2 protein-coding genes are annotated in these 17,512 nt (G+C 44.3%); one reads left to right on the top strand and one right to left on the bottom strand.

The window, feature by feature from the left end; translation table 11 throughout:
- Window positions 1–7 precede the first annotated feature (7 nt).
- Window positions 8–1,261, top strand: a complete 1,254-nt coding sequence (locus SOO65_RS08465) for a hypothetical protein (RefSeq protein WP_321399327.1) — start codon at window positions 8–10, stop codon at window positions 1,259–1,261.
- On the opposite strand, the gene SOO65_RS08460 is transcribed toward SOO65_RS08465, so the two are convergent.
- Window positions 1,250–17,395, bottom strand: a complete 16,146-nt coding sequence (locus tag SOO65_RS08460; RefSeq protein WP_321399325.1) for a LamG-like jellyroll fold domain-containing protein — start codon at window positions 17,393–17,395, stop codon at window positions 1,250–1,252. The two genes, SOO65_RS08465 and SOO65_RS08460, sit on opposite strands and share 12 nt — an antisense overlap.
- Window positions 17,396–17,512 lie beyond the last annotated feature (117 nt).

Below are 17,512 nucleotides of genomic sequence, written 5' to 3'. Positions count from 1 at the left end.
TTTTGAAATGAAAATCCTCATCATCCTGGCGACCTGCTTTATATTCCCAATTTATGCTCAAACGGACATTCCTCACTCTTTGACCCGTTTGGCCGAAATTAAAGATAAAGAAAGTGAGGCCTATGTCTTCCTCGCCCACCAAGCCGCGATGGATGCTCGACTTGCGGCCAATAGTGCTTTAGAAGGAGAAAACTCTTCATTGGCGCTCAAAATTCTGGGACTCGCACTGGAATCCATGCCCCACCGAAATGATCTCAAAGATCTTCGTAATAAAACTCTCGACACCTACATCGGAATTACCAAAAAGCTGGAAGAAGACGTTGAGAAAAACTGCGAGCTTCTAAAAGATCGCTACAGCTTTTTAAATAGCTTTGCCCCTGATGCCATCACAAAAGTGGCCTATGACAAACGTTGTATCCGAACGGCCAAGACCAAAGACGCCTTTAAAATTCCCGAACCAAAACTTTTGAAAAATTTGGAATCTGAGTTCAAGGCAAATATTTCTCACAATACGGAGAATTTTCCTTACGTGGATGTTTTGAACAATACCTTTATGCTTTTTTCTTCTCTCCTTGGTGAAGATTTCAAGGTCACATGTCATCCTTTAAAAATCGTCGAAGGAAAAATTCACGGAACTTGTGTGGCGAATTCTCCAGAGAAAAACACCTATAAAGAGGCCTCTTTAAAATACTGTGCGTTTTTAAATGAACTTCTGATCGTTCCGACTGGTAAACATAGCGTGACTTGCACGATTGATGGCCGTAATCACATCTTCCAGACTTCAGATGATATCTATAACGTTTACGTGAAGGCAGTTGATAATGCCGCTTTCGATGATGATATTCCGGTTCTGGTTTCGATGGACATGTCTCTCGTGAAAAAAAATGAGACGACCATAGTTCCTGTGCTTCTTCGTATCAATCAAAAAGACATCAAGGCGGGTAAATTTCCGATTAGCACTTTAGAAAAGGCACCTGATGAAATTTTCTTCGAGTCCCTTCAACCTATGACAGTCTTTGATATTGCGGCCGATGAGGCCCAGGATCTTCAAGAAATCATTTTCAATATCGACCGCAAAAAGACTTATGAAAGTTACAAAAACCATTATGAGGCCTCAATTAAGCAGGATATTGAATGTCAGCAAATGGAGGCAAAATTGGACTCTTTAAAGCCTTCCCGTGAGAAGAAGGCCCTAAAGAAAAACTTTGCCGAAAAATGTCCGGCCGGTGGAAATCTAAAAACCAAACTCTTAAGGGATTAATGGATCTCCCATTATTCCTTTCTCGATATTAAAGCGAACCTTACGCTCTTTTAAGTAGCTCTGATAAATTGCCAGATCATCAATCGCACCATTGAAGTAGTTGCTGCTATTAAAGCCATTACCACCCACACTGAATGGGATCGAAGAAGCATTAACAATCGGATCAATGCCGATATTCACGACATTCTGAACATAGCCGTTTAAGTATAGATAAAGCGCGGCTCCTCTACGAGCAACTGTAATTTGTGTCCATGAACCGGCCGGAATACTCTGAACACTGGCGATACTACCCACAGCAGTGGTTTGATAATGGAAAGTTATAATACCCGCGGCCGACATGCTTAAGCGGAAGCTTTGCTGCACAGGAGTTGTCGTGTCCCATTTGTTCACAATATCACTGGCAACAAGAGTCGTAGGATTTACCCAGACTGACATGGTGAAATCAGCATTGAGGTTTAAGTTCGTTGGTGGAGTTTGAATCACATCAGATTCAGCGGCCACAAACGTCATGAAGTCATCAACCTGCCCACCCACTGTTGTAATCGTAGCACCTGAATTAAGAGTGAAATTGAGAACTCCGGTCTGATCAGTAAGTGCTGAACCAGTTTCAAATTTCCAATAGTGATCAGGAGAAACTGCCGGATCAATAGGGGCCGGTTCATTGAAGAGACGCTGATCTTTTAGACCTTTTGCATACACCACTCCACGCTGATCGTTTGTTAAGACCTGCGCCCACAGTGCCAATTCATCCAGCATACCTTCAGTGGCGAAAGTTCCTGAACCTCTTGCTTGAGCACCCACACGAAGACCAAGGGTTGAAGGAGCAAAGTCGGCCGAGTTGACTGTTTCAAATCCCGCTGAAGCATTATCAATATAGAACTGGATAGTGCCCCCATTACGAGTCACACCCACATGGTGCCAAGTTGCAAATGGAACCTTAGCACTCGAGCACACACGTTTATAGGAAAGCGTGTTCCATACACCCGATGAGGCGGTTGTTTGAAGATCAAGACATAAACGGCCAGTGTTATCGATACGAACCGCAAATGAGTCATTAGCGGCCGTTCCGTCCCATCGACCAATAAGATGAGAATCCATTCCAGGAGCAGAGACGTTTACCCAAGTAAAGAAACTCAGAGTATTGGTGAGAGTTAATTGACTATAGGCCATATCGTAGTAAGCATTGGTGGTGAAGTTCACCGCCTCATTTACCATCCCTACGCGACCAGCTGAAAGATTCGCTGGGTTCACACCTTTTGCTAGTTCGTTGGTGATCACTTCACGTTGAAAATTTGTGGCAGCAATAATCTGAGCATCATCCATCGTCATATGAAGAGCAGCAGTTGGAAGAGCTGGCTCGTTATAAGTCAGAGAATAATCCGTATTGCTGGTCATATTGTTGGCGGCATCTTTAAACCAGACACTGATATTATTTAATCCAGCAGTAAGGGCCTGAGATAGGATCGCTCCCGCAGAGGTCGTACAAGGTTGCCAGCCAGATTGGTGAGCAGTTGGAGTCGTTCCACTCTCACCTACGAAAACAGCTGCGATATCAGCACAAGACGTAATGGTGAAACGAGCAAATGATTCAGTCGTCGGATCAGAGTTAAGCATGACCATGATTGGAATTGCCGGAGGAGTTGTGTCCCCTGTCGCTTGAGTCACACCAACGTCATAGGTATAACTTGAGACCACGTTTCCAGTCATAAACCAGATTCTTAGATTATTTAATGAATCTCCCACCAGAACTGGAGAATCTAATTCCATGGCGTCTGAACATGCCACCCATCCTGGATATGTGGCGTCTCCTACCGAAGCATCAGTTGGGGCCGCGTCTCCTGCAAAACCAATCCATACATGAGAATAACCATTGCAGTCGTTAAGCTTAATTTTTGCACGGGCGGTATTAACCGTCGTGCTTCCATTCACACCAATGATCGTTCCCATTGGTTCAACTGGAATTGCAGTACCTGCATTACCCTTAAGACTTAGATCATAAATCTGACGTTGAGTCAGGGCCGAATCCCATACCGCAAGTTCATCAATGTAACCGTTGAAACCATACTCATCGATGGCGGCAGCGTTGGCAGTATTGATGTTGAGACCAAGATATTCATTTGTGACACCAGTTGAATGGGCCGTATTCAAGGTCAAGTGAGTATCATCAGTAATGCTTGCAATCGTGTAATTACTTAGACCGATTCTGACCGTATTCGTCGTACGTTTTGCAATTGTATCGTCAGTAGCACCGGCCACATGAGGTGTTGAGAGCGTCATGTTTAAGTTGTCCGTGACGGTCGCAATCTGATGATAAGTCCCGGCGATACGAACAAGATTACCGACTGCAAATTGTGTCAAGAACATGGTTCCGTTACCCACAACGGCCGTTGTTCCGGCACTCACAGTTACAGTACCTGTTTTTTGCTCAAACAGATCCGTCATAAATTGAGTTCCGGTACCTACGACGTTGGTCGATCCTGAAGCAACTGTCACAGTACCAGGTATATTATAATAACTATATAAACTTGAGTTACCTACGCGCAGACGAGTCATCTCTGGAACGTTCACAGGTGCAGAAGATATGAGAGTGGTTGAACTTGACTCTACTCCATTCACGAAAATCGTTAGAATTTTATCTTTTCTTCTCACCGTTAAATGTGTCCACGCGGTCTCAAACGAATCCAGGATATAGGTGACATTAGTACTTACAACTGATTCGATTGAGCCAATTTTCACTTTGAATTCATAGGCAGTACTTGAGGTAGGTGCCGATACCCCTCTTGTATATGTAAGAGAGAAAGCTCGATCTTCCGGATCATTACCCCACATATCAAAGACCGCCGTGCTATCAGTGTGGCCGGCCGAAGCACCGGTCGCATAATAACCACGAGGAGTTGGTTGTTTCACCCACATTGAAATTGTAAAATTTTGTCCGAGGGCCAGAGGGGCAGCGGAATCAGATTCTAAGTACTGTTGTTTACCAATGGTATTTGCTTCTCCACCATTAATCATATCTTCAAAGCGCTGGAAGAAGAAACCTTCTCCTACTTTAGAGTTCACCCCGCTCTGGTTAGAGGCGACAGCATTATACTTTTTAAGTGGTAGAGGATTCGTAACAGAATTTAAGTAAGGATCGGCAAAAGTTGAATTATCAAAGTTCCAATAATGCTGAGGAGTCGGAGCAACCACAAGATTAGGAACGACGACATCAATTGATTCGCTCTTCTCCCCATGGTAGTAAACGTAAGCAAGTTGAGCATCTGTCAGGGCCGAATCATAAAGAACGAGTTCATCATAGTAACCTTTTGAATCACCCATTTTCATTTTGCCCATATTGGCATCAAGATTTCCGGTTGAAATGAGGTGAGAAGAGTCGACGCGTCCGTTGATGTAAATTTTAAGAGAGTTATTCTTACGAATGACTCCAATGTGGTTCCACTTCTGAGGAGCAATACGGGCCACACTTCGTTTGACCCAGTTACCACCGGCCCGAGTTGTGACTTCAATGGTATCAGATATAGTTCTGGTAATTGTATATTGACCTTGATCAAGAAGGACTTCATCAGCAACAATCGCCTCAAACGGTCTATACCAAAAGGCAACTGAGTAGTCCTTCACAGAATCGTATTCTGCTCGATAAGTCCCCTCAATGGCGTTATAGTACATACCATCTGCCGGCAGGGCCTTACCAAAACCATCTCCAACTTTACCTGCTCTGACTGGATTATAGGCCGTGACCGTTGCACGGATATGCTTCGTACCCGCCTTGTCGTGGAAGTAATAGTTACCAGTTCTATCGGCCGCATTGAACGAATAGTAGGCCAGAGGATTGATCATTTCAGGTGGCTGATAAGTGTATGTGAATGAAGTTGAGCCAGAGATATCACCTTGTTCATCTCGGAAGTAAACATTCACAGTAGATGTACCACGATCAATTAATGATGAAACAATGTAGGCCGCATCTAAACTACAGAACTGCCAGCCTTCATCATCTTCATTCGGCGCCGGGCTTGGAGCAACGTTTACATAAATCGCATTGATTTCAATTCCATTCGCGCCGGTACAAGATGGCATTGTGAAATAGGCCCAAGGCATGGATGAAGTCGTTAAGCCGTTAGCAAGATAAATCCCTGGATCTGTCGGAGGAATTCCATCTTTAAGCACGTCTGGCAAGTGAGCACCACCGTACTCATATACATAATAAATTTGTTGTTCAGTTAGAGGTTTATGCCAGATTTGAACTTCATCAATCACGCCGTTAAAAAACGATCCTGGAGCACCAGCATTGTTAAGATCAGTTTCTGCTCCAACGGTCCAGTTACTGAAGTCATCATGATAAAGTTCGTAGCGTGCAGCATTGAAGAATGGAATCGCATATTGTTTAACAAACACACCATCAAGATATAATTTTAAATCCCGTCCATCATATGTTCCGGCCACATGGTGAAGACCAGAATTATAAATGTTGGTATCGATTCCCACGGTGTATGTTGGCTGAGTTGTACCCGTCCAGGCAGTCACGAAAAATTGTAATTGACCGTCCTTCACTCGAAGTCCAGATCCGGCACCAGTCGAAGTCGCAAAATACTGATTGTTACCTACGATATGGCGATACTGAGTTTCACCTTTTTTAAGTTCTACCCAGGCAGATATAGTCAGGTCATACATTGGGTTGGTAGCAGCGGTCGGATGGATTGAAATCATGTCCTGAACACCGTCGAAAATGAAACCACCTTCGATCGCCGACTTACTGCCTGACTTCTGACCTATTCTATAGGCAACATAGTTCGTGGCACCGGCCAGATGATTGGCCTTCATTTGCATGGTTGTATTATTAGTGATTGCCTTCACTTCCAGAGACTCATTGCCAATTTTAATTCGGTCACCGACCTCTAATTCACCCAAAAAAGAAGTTGAGTTACCAGAAACCATATCAGTGCCTGGAGCAATACTGAATGTTCCGGATAGTTGAGTTACCGTTGAAGTTGGGGTTCCAATCAAATCAAGAGCACCATCTGACCAAGATAATGAGTCACGAACTTCATTGCCGATGGTGTGTCCAGAGAAAGTAGAGTCCATGGTCCACGTGATCTTTGGACGAGGAATGTCAGTCACGAAATTAGACATCACAAATGTTTCACCATTTGCCGTTCCGGATCCCGCACTCACCTGTCCCGTGAAGGACTTCGCCCACACTCTAGGTGTCACAGTTGTATTGTAATTCATCGGAGCTGATGTGATACCGCCGGCCATTGTGTTACATGGTTGCCAGTTCTCATCGTTGGCCGCAGGAGCAGTTAGAGAATTATTCACCAGCACCATATTCATATCTGTACAATCGGAAACCGTTAGTTTTAGACGAGAACCGTAAGATTTTTTACCCGGTTCATAGATGGTAGTTCGAGAATTTGGAGGAGTAATAACCGCCAGACCCGGATTGTAGATACGAGTATTGGTCAAAATAAAGTTGTTATAGATGTCAGTGATATGGGCCTGATAAAGGGCGGTGTTATAAATCATCACCTCATCGATCACACCTCTGAAGTATCCACCCACTGGTTTTTCAAAATCACCTGCTCGTGCACCAATTGTCAGAGAGGTATTTTTTGAAGCGTTATAAGTAATCATCCCCTCATAACCCAGATCTTTCTTGCGAAGAAGATTTCCGTTCTTGTAGAGCTTCATATAACGACCGTCAAAGGTCGCGCTGATGAACATTGGTCCAGTACCAAGCTGGTTCTGAGGATAATCCAGTACGACGTCCTGACCATTTACATTCAAGATAAATTCGAAAAACTCATATCGATATAAATCAGTGGGAGGACATGCGGTCAGTGCAGTGGTCGCATCGAATAAAGTAGGAACGTTACATGACCAACGAATCTCATAACCTTCATGTCCTACACTTCGAGTACTTAAAATAGTTTTGGCCCCACGATCCGCAATCAGTGTGGGAACATTGATCCAGAAATTAATGGAAAGCTCATCTACTGGTTTAATGACCGGGTTATTCTCTACTTCAACATATTTTCTGAGACCATCAAACTGAATGGCGCGGCCTACTCCACCAGCAACATAGTCACTTGGAGTAATGGCATAGGTATGGGCCATTTGCCAGTTCACTGGCTCAAAGTTCTTCTCACCCACCATGGAGTCATCATCGAAGTTCCAGTACGCGACCGGATTTGGACGAGGAGGAACGGTGTAAACTACTTCTACCGGCTGGCCGGCAGAAACGTTTCCGTGAGCATCACGATAGTAGAAGTAAACAGTGTTTGAACCAGCATTCAGAGTCGGACTCTTCAGATAGGCCTCAAGTGTCGTACAGTTCTGCCAACCTTGGGCATCGAAGGCAGGAGGAGTGGCACTTAAGCTGATATAGATACCATTAATGTCTGAGCAGTTATCGATCGTAAAATATGGATTACTATTATCTGTTGGCCAGTTAGTACCAAAGGTCGAAGCAAAGACACTAATGCCACGGCCCTGGGCCGGTGGAGTCGTGTCACCCGGAGTGATGGCATCGCTATAACGACGATACCAGGCGATGATTTCTTTTTCTGTGATTGGACGGTCAAAGACCATGAATTCATCGACCTGCCCCACAATTCCCAGACCAACTTTAAATCCACCTATACCATCCATATCAACAATTCGTTTAATAGTTGGATTATAGTTTCTATCCCCTATGTTCTCAGCGGCCACTAAAGTGGAATCAAGATAAAGCTTCATATCAAAGCCATCATAAGTGGCAACGACAAAATGTTTACCCGTCGAGATTTGAGACGTAGGATAGCGCGCCTCAACTGTTTGAGTTGAGCGCATATAATCTGTCACAAGTGGAACATTCAATTTAAATTTTAGATATCCACCTTCGAGTAGAAGGCTTGTATCGTCCAGAACCGCCGAACCGTTGCGGGCAACGATTCTTCTAGTGGAAGAATCGTTTTGAGTCAGATCCACCCAAAGGCCAAAAGACAATCCATCTCGAAGATCATAAATTTTTGCCGTGTTCGTATCAACCGCCTGAGCGGCAGTTAATAAGAGTGCATCACCATCATTATTAGATTGTCTGACCGGAGTACCGGTACGAGTGCCGGCAGCATTAATGATAAAGTCACGCTCAACGGTCGTGAAATGTTCTTCGTTAAAAGATAAATAAGTAATTGGTAGAGTCAGATCATAATCATAGAGGACCGGAAGAATCTCTTTTCTTCCCGGAGCGCTTGATACAATACCATCAGAGTTTTTGGCATAAACATCTACATAGGTCGTATTAAGAGGCAATTTCGCCGAAATGATGGCACCCGGACCTGCCTGACAATTTCTCCAGTCCGGATCCGCCGGATGAGGAGCACCAGCATTCTGGGCGTTCACATAAACATAGGGAGTGTTCGTACAATCAAGAATGGTCATTCTCGCGCGAGAGCCAAAATTATCGTAGTGATAGATAAAAGCATTATCTACGTTATTTGGTGCAGGGAGAGCGGCATAAATATGAGAGTTACTGTTAGGAGCATTAACAACACTCGTAACTTGCGCAGGGGTCATGTCAAATCCCCAAAGGGCGATTTCATCCACCATGCCGTCAAAGAAAGAAATTGGATTCACATTGTTCTCTGACTCAGCTCCCACACGGAAGTCAGTCAGAATATCATAACGAATAAAGTCTCTCTCCGCCAAAAGACCACTCGTCCCTACTTGCACTCCATCTATATAGAGCTTCATTTCCCAACCAGTGAACACACCTACTACGTGGTGCCAGCCAGTGGTGATTGAGGCCATTGGAGCAGACATGGTGATCGTTCCAGCGATATCTAATTCAGTTGTTAAACGAAGTTGGCCACCAGTCATGTAGAGTTTGTAACCACTGCGGACTGTGGCCGAAGAATAAGTATGATGATCCACCAGTACTCTTGTCGTCGCATCACCTTGAGTAAGACTAAACCATCCCCCCACCGAAAAGTAGTTCACGGGACGAAGGAGCTTAGTTGAAGTCGCTGACATGAACGCACCGTTGGTGGTAGATGTCGCGGCCAGATCAATACCTTCATTCACCTTCCCCGTTACCGCATGAGCATCCGGGTTAAGTGGAGTATCGATATTTACCAGTAGTAAATCATGAACCTTGTTATCAATCACATCACGAGAGTATTTTGAAATCGTATGAGTCGCGTCCAATGGCCATACAGCGTTGGCAGAAGGAAGAAGGCCATCGATAAAATCCACCACTAGATCTGATGAAACCGGAGTGACGTTACCAGCAAGGTCTTTGAACCACACTGTAATGGTATGACCACCAGGAGTGAGATTTTCCAGACCAAACGATCCCAGACGAGTACGACATGATTCCCAACGCTCGTCTTGTTTATCCGGTCGTGTTCCTTCGTTAACCAGAACACCAGAGATAACGTTATTTAATGGGCCCGCAAGGTTACAAGAACTAAGTGAGAAGTAGGCCTTGTTCGAGAACATGTTAGGACGAGTATTTTCAAGTGTGAGAGATGCCAGAGTAGGAGGAACTGTATCAGAAGCATAAAGAATGTCCGCACCGTTGTGATAAAGCGACGACACTTCCAATTTACTTAAACTCTTTTCCCACACGATAATTTCATCAATTTTATTTTCGTAATAAGAGTTATTAAGAATGTTACCGGTATTGACCCCCGAGGCCGCTCCACAAACTAGTTCTGCTCTGTAAGTTTCCCAACGAGTCGGTAAATTAGTTAAAGAAGCTTGTGAGCCTACGAAGGTATTTACACCTGGTTCATAAAGAATTTGTCCGGGTGCCGGGAGTGAGAAGGACTTAACAAAAATACCATCCATGAACAGAGATGCTTTCTGACCATCATAGGTACCAACCACTAAGTGCCAGCCGGTGGCAATGTTTTTGGTCTCAAGATACGGCTCGACTGTTCCCTGATTCGTGATGACGGTGAAACGAAGACCCCTGTCATCTACGTTGGCGGCCTGAATTCTAAGTGCCCAGCCTTTACCGTTATAGAGGTTACTCACAATGTGTTTATCTTGAGAGGCAGTATTACCTACGATATAGACCCAAGCGGCCACGGAAAGTTTATTCAACGGTTTTAACTTAGAGTTACTCGGATGATTCGAACGAAGGATGGTTGGGTTCTTATAGGTATTCATGATACCAAACGTAAAGGCCTGATTAAGGACCCCTGCTTGGTTAGTTAATAAGGCACTATTATTCGGATCAATGCCCTGGAAGTGCTGACAAGCATCCCCAGAGGCCTTCATCAATGTTTCACTCTTTAAGTTAATCTGGCTCAGGCGATCGAAGGCAGTTTTTGTTCCCGCAACATAGTGAGCGTTATCAAAGGTCCAATGAACCACCGGACGAGAAATTGGTTTATCGTATGGAGTAGAAATAGGCACATATTCAAACGTTCTTGAAACGTTACCGTAATTGTCCTTGGTCCAAAGCTTCCCGAATGAATCAGATGTCTCTAGCTCTTTTGAAAGAAGACCACCCACAAGAGTGTTACAACGTTGCCAGTCAGGGTCGTTCTTATCAGGTGGGAACTCATCCTTGGTCACGATAATATAATCAAGGTCTGTACAACTGTTCACACTTAAGTTCGCTCGAGAAACGAGTGAGTTATAGTAAGTGATATTTAAGTTAATCGGAATTTCTGGAGGGGTCACATTATAGTAAACCTGGTCCCCTTCCATACCACGGTCATAGATTTCCGCAACGACTGTATCAGAAAGGGCCGTGTCCCAGAAGGCCACTTCATCCAGACCACCGGTTAAGAAGCTTCCACTGTTTCCGGTGGCGGCCGGAGCTCCTGCTCCCATCACTAGGGAGTTAGAGTTTGCGTATTCGATGTCTTTGTTTGTGGCGGCAGCGCTTACACTTGGAAGAATTTCAGCTCCATTTACAAACAGACGAAGCGTTCCGTTATCATAGATTCCCACTACGTGGTGCCAGGTATCTGTCGCAAGTCCGCCAGTTGAAGTTGTAATAACTTCAGTCGCCCCACCCACTCTCACTCTAAAATGAAGACCATTGTTCTGAAGAACAAGTGCGTAACCGCCATTATTAAAATTCCCAACGAGAACTCTTTCCGCCACTCCAAAACTTGGAACTTTAAACCATGCTGAAAGAGTGACTTGGTTCTGAGGTTGGAAAGAAGAATCAAAAGGCACTTCAATAAATTCATCCGCGCCAATAAAACTTCTACCTTCATCAACTTTACCGACCGTCTCAACTGCACCGGTGATGATACCGTTTTTAGCATTAACGACATCGAAGGCCACTGCACCATCAACGTTTACTTTATCCAGCGTCCAATACGAATTAGGATCTGGGATAGTAAAGTCATAGATAAAATTCATCGCCAGATCATAGCTAGTAAGTGATACGTTACCGGCCATGTCTTTAAACCAGACTTTTACATTGTTAACACCACTCTCCAGGAGCGGCGATCTGATCTTATCACCTGAAGTTGTACAGGCCTGCCAGTTGGCCACATCAGAAAGTGGAGCTGTATCGGTTAAGCTCACATAAACGGAAGCAATGTCATTACAATCTGAAACATTGAAGCGAGCAATTGGAATGCCCACATTGTAGTCATTATTTTTTGGAGTAACTGGCACTGGTTCAGGTGGAACAGTGTCTTGACCGTTGAAGAAGTCATAAATCGTTGAGGCCGTCAGGGCCGAGTCCCACACTACGATTTCATCCAGTACACCATCAAAATGAGTTCCTGCGACCGGGCCAGTATTACATGAGGAACCGGCACCAACCATGAAGGAGCCCAGACACTGATACTGAACTGAAGAAACACTTCCATAATCGTGAGTATCAACGACGTTACCATCGAGATAAAGTTTGACGACCTGACCATCATAGGTACCAATGATGTTATGGAAACCTGAAGTATAAGCACTGGTCAGAATCGCAGCATTTCTCACTCCGAAACCGGTACTTACTTTGAATCGTAATTCGTTTGAGGCCTGGTTAATTTCAATTCCATAACCATGGCCAGTTGAGAAAGTTCCTCCAAGGACCTGCTGACGGTTATCGTTCGCAGTGAGGTTGACCCAAATGGACATAGATACTTGCTCTTTTGGTTGAGCGTTGTATGCGTATTTTCTTTCTATAAAATCAGATGAAGCGCGGACAAAGCGATAACCTTCGTTCTGAATTGCGATCTGACTAGGATCGGCCCCCATTGAAAACGCTGTCTGACCAGAGAAGATATCAAACACATCAGCAATATGAGTTTGGTTATCATCCAGCGTGTAATAGAGAACACCAGGAGGTTGATAAGCAATACTGGTAATCGTAGTATTAAGTTTTAAGTAACCAGTTGAGATATTATCGTACTCATCCTTGGTCCAGATCTTTAATTCATGAGCACCTTGAGAAAGATTCTTATGAACGATTCCACCTTTAGTCGTATTACAAAGTTGCCACTCAGGACTATCAACTAAGGGTGGATGGGTCGTTTCATTGATGTAGATAAACTTAGCATCTCCACAATTTGGAATGGTGATAAGCGCATTCTGTAAGAACTCTCCATAGAATGTGGCCGAAGCAATATTGGCCGACGGAGTTGAATCCTGCCTTACTTTATAGTTGTTGAAAGCATCAATGTAGTGATCAAGTGCCATCTGATCAGTGAAGTATTGGTTCCACACCACGACTTCATCGATCTTCTCGTTAAAAAGCCCCGTATTAAGTGGATTTGGGGCAGATCCATTGGTGAGACCACCCACCACAAAGAGTTGTGAAGATCCGTAGACAAGGTTCGCAGGAGAACCTAAATCAACCGGTGTTCCAACTGGTTGTCCATCGATATAGAGTTTCACATAACGACCATCAGACGTACCGATAAGATGCCTCCAACCTGTCTCGTAAGTTGAAGTGGCCACTGACACCGCATTCCCTTCACCACTGGCAAAGAAATAGAGGTTTCCACCTTGAAGCTTCAAACCGTATGAACCGTTACCGGCCAGACCTTTTGTCCCTGCCTCATTCTTTGTGAGGTAGGCCCACATTGAAAGAGTTACAGAAACCGCTGGTTTAAGAGTCGTGGTATTTTCTGTAAAAAGATAACTATTAGTTCCGGAAAGTTTTAGGGCCTGTTTATTTCTCCCTACTACTTCCGTCACCTGAGCTGTGTCCCAGCGATAGAGGTGATTTGTTCCTTTAGCATCCACCACTCGATTTTTATTCAAGTGAGTTTTATCCATGGTCCAATAAGCGATCGGGTTTGGAAGATTACCAATGGCCGGATCGAAGATGAATGAAACATCTCTTGGTGTATCGTTGATGTTACCGGCAGCATCTTTAAACCAAACCGACACGGTATACGAACCGGCCAGATCTACATCATAAACTATTGAACCAATGGCCTCAGAACAGTTCTGCCATCCAGAAAGACCAATGCCAGGTTTTACATATGGATTCGGATAGGCCGAAGTCTCAATATAGACCTGATCCACATCAGTACAACTGGTAATGGTTAAGCGAGCTGGAGCTGTTGTGAGAGTTGGCGCTCCTTCTACAATCACTGGTGGACGCGGAGGCGGCGTTGTATCAGGACTACTGCTGATAATAACTTGTTTTGAAATGGATGAAGCACTTACGTTTCCTGCTCCGTCCTTAAACCAGGCATAGAGAGTATAAGTTCCATCGGTTAACGATGGAGTCTTCAAGGCCCCAGCGGTGTTATCACAGGCAAGCCAGTAAGGATCATTTTTATTAGGGGCCGTAGCTGACTGAGTGAGGATCATGCCCGAAATGGTATCTTCTGGATAAACCTTATTCGCGGTCACAGCTGCTGCACCGGCCGCGTGATTTAAGATGAGAGTTAAGCTTGTATCACTTTCAATGGATTTAATTTTAAGCGACTGAGCACCAATCTGAATGAAGTCGTTTGGAGCCAGCTGAGTGGTAAATTGTGTGCCAACGCCAGTCACGATTTTATCGGCCGCTGCCACACTTACAGTACCAGTCAAGGCCACTGAGGATTTTGGCTGACATGTATTGAGAGTGAAGATGGCACGTGAAGCATAGTTTTCAATTGTTTCAGTTACACCCGGAACTGAACCGTCTCCATCGCCGTTTACTAAGAATAGACTTAGTGGAACATCTGCCCCTTCACCGGCAGTGATGGGAGGTGAAGTCGTATCTGGAGCAGCGTAAGTAATGTCTACACGACTGAACCAAGGATTTAAGATGTAGCCATCTGCGAACTGAAACCACACATCATAGGTATGAGGTCCCTCACCTACAACCGCCGGAGGGGTGATCCCATTAAGCGCAGTCGAACAGTTTATACCACCTGAAGTAAAATCACCTGCAGTTGGTGGCAGGGCCGTGACATCATCTGTTTTAATAAAAATTTTCGGAATGCCGGCACAAGTGCTGATACTGAGTGGAGGTTGAACAGTGTTAACAATACTGCCACCAAAGATGTAGGCATATGGAGGCAAGAAATCCACAACCACTTGTGAGAAGTCACCAGAAACCACGCCACCGGTTTTGTACCAGAAGTTAACCGTCTGAGAGCCGGTTGTGCCTAAGAGATAAGAAACTCCTCCTGGATTAGTATTACAAGGCTGCCATCCCACGGCACCTGCCGCCGGAGCCGCACCTTGATTGACGAATACTTCATCAATCCCAATACAGCTTGCGAGTGTATAAGTTGTTTGCGGACGAATGGTGAGAGGCGATTCTACCCAGGCCACTTGTGGAAGATAGTTCACCGGCACGTTCACCGGATTCTCAGAGATAAAATTATCTGAATATTTAAAGTAGGCCTTGAGAGTATGGTTACCCGGAGAAAGTTGAGGTGACTTCAAGGCACCAATCGCAGTTGAACAATTCTGCCAGTTGGAATCCGATGCCAGAGGTTGTGCACCTGTTTCATTAAAAAGCACTTGAGTAATTTTAGTACCACCGCCACAAGCATTGATGGTGATATCTGCAATATCGGTAGAAATTGTCGGTCCACCAACTACCGAAAGAATAGGAGCATTGTAAGTAACGGCGTAAGCAAGGAAGGCCGAACTTACGTTATTGAATCTATCTTTAAGCCAAAATTGAAGATTGTTAACTCCATTAACAAGATTTCCATAAACAATGGATTGGTTAACACTATCACAGGCCTGCCATCCCGGGGCGTTTGGCGAAGGTGAACCCACCTCACCTTTTGTAACTTTGATACCACCGTAAGAAAGCATGCGTTTTGAAGCAGTAAGACCTGAACCAACAAGAGCAGCGTTGTTACCTGCAATCTCATTCAAAGTCATTTGTGTGTCAGATTGGATGCTCTTGATCTGAGTATAAACTCCATTGATCTCGGTATAGTCATAAGGTTGAAACTCGGTAGTGAACGTGGTTCCCGTACCCAGAACCGTCAAGTTGTTCGCACTAACTGAAACAGTTCCAGCAATATTAGTTTGAATCGCCGGAATTGAAGATGGATCAAGACAGATGGGCGAAAGTCTAAATGAGCCCTGCGAATAACCAGTCAAAATATTTGTACCAATGATCTCAAGATCACGGTTGCTTCCAATATTACCTAAATCAAGTCCTGATAAAGAAGGAGCTGTATAGTCGTAAGGAAGCGCCAGAGGGACTGATGACGTTGAAACGGTCGCTACCGGAGTCGAACCATCAAGGTCCATCCCTTCTGATTTGACCCAAAGTCTTGTGTTATAAACACCAACTCCCACTTGTGGTGGGAAAGTAAAGTTATAGCCATTCGTTAAGACGTCACTACAACTTCTCCAAGCTGGATCCGAAGCACCTGGTTGCGAGTTCGCCACCGCAATGAAGACATTATTATCGGCGGCCTCATATGAGAAAGCACCCACGGAACAAGCTCGCTGCTTACAAGCATCAATTCTCACGTTGGAAGAGCCAGCACTCAAAGGACCGGCAGTCGACATTGAGAGAACCGCTGGAAGAAGTGGGTTTGCAGTTTTAGTAATCGTAAAACCAGATCGCGTGATTGTGGTTGTATTGCCAGTTAAATCCGCTGATTCAATTTTAAATGTTCCGTTCGGATGTGTTTTATTTGGAACACAAAAATTAATTGTTTGAGGAGTCCCTCCAACAATTGTTCCTAATTCAACATAGGGATAATCACCAAGGTCACCAGAGTCAGGTGAGTAGAAAATTTTTGAAGTCCCTAGACCTGCGGTCGCATCAGAAAGATTGAAGCTTAAAGCAAAATCACTATGACTGTTCATGGCAGTTGCGACAGTGACAAAATTTGCATCCGGAGGAGTTCCATCACGGAAGATCGTGATGGCGGTTGAAGTATCAGATACATTTACGATGGGAGTTGTACCGTCAGTATCAGTGTCTTCAGTTTTAACCCAAACATTGTAGGTAAAGTCTCCGTCTCCAGTGAAAGGCGGAAGATCATATCCATCATCCAGTACATCTTCACAAGAAATCCAGGCCGGATCTCCTGCTCCTGGTTGTGTCCCCCCGATGGCAATAAAAGTTTCATTGGTCGGCTCTTCGTAATAAAGAGCTCCATTAGTACAAGAAGTCGGGCGACACATATCAATTAATAATTTTGTGTTCCCCGAATTGGTAGAAAGACCATTACTTGAAGTAACTGTTGGAAGTGCTGGTTCAGTTGGAGTGAGGGTAAAATTCTGGCCCGCCACATCTCCTAGATTTAGTTCAGAGATGTTTTTATTTTTATCTTCTGCGATGATTTTAAAAGTTGGTTTTGAATGAGTCTTGTTTGGTGGACAAAAATTGATCGTGCGGTGACCACCATCGAATGTTCCAATCTCTTTGAACACCACTCCGTCTGGAGCATACTGGAGCGACACTGACTTTACTCCTGAGCCACCAGGATTATCATTCACTTCAAATTCCAAAGGGAAATCTTGAGCGCCACTTAAAGCGGCCGGAGCAGTCGTAACGTAAGTGATAGTCGGTTTTACTTTATCAGGATTAACAATGTTCGAGACTTCAATACGAGCTAACTTATCGCAGGCAGCGAATAAAATTAGTTGAGGAAGAATGAAATGCCAGTGCAATTTTTTATTGAGCATCAATCTCTCGTAAATTGTTTCTCTATGGTAAGGTCGCTCCAACACTTCGCTGGAAACTATTAATAAAAGTTTCACAAAGCTCCTAACCTATTAAAACTTAAGAAAAATTTCGGCAGCCTCTTCCCTACGTATTAATACTTAATTCATAAGTTTAAGATTTCTTTGACAATTAATTTAGTCCAGTACCTTTTA

This window comes from Peredibacter starrii, assembly GCF_034259205.1.
GTDB classification, from domain to species: domain Bacteria; phylum Bdellovibrionota; class Bacteriovoracia; order Bacteriovoracales; family Bacteriovoracaceae; genus Peredibacter; species Peredibacter starrii.
The sequence above is the reverse complement of the archived record's forward strand: the minus strand, read 5'-3'. Positions and strand labels throughout refer to the sequence as shown.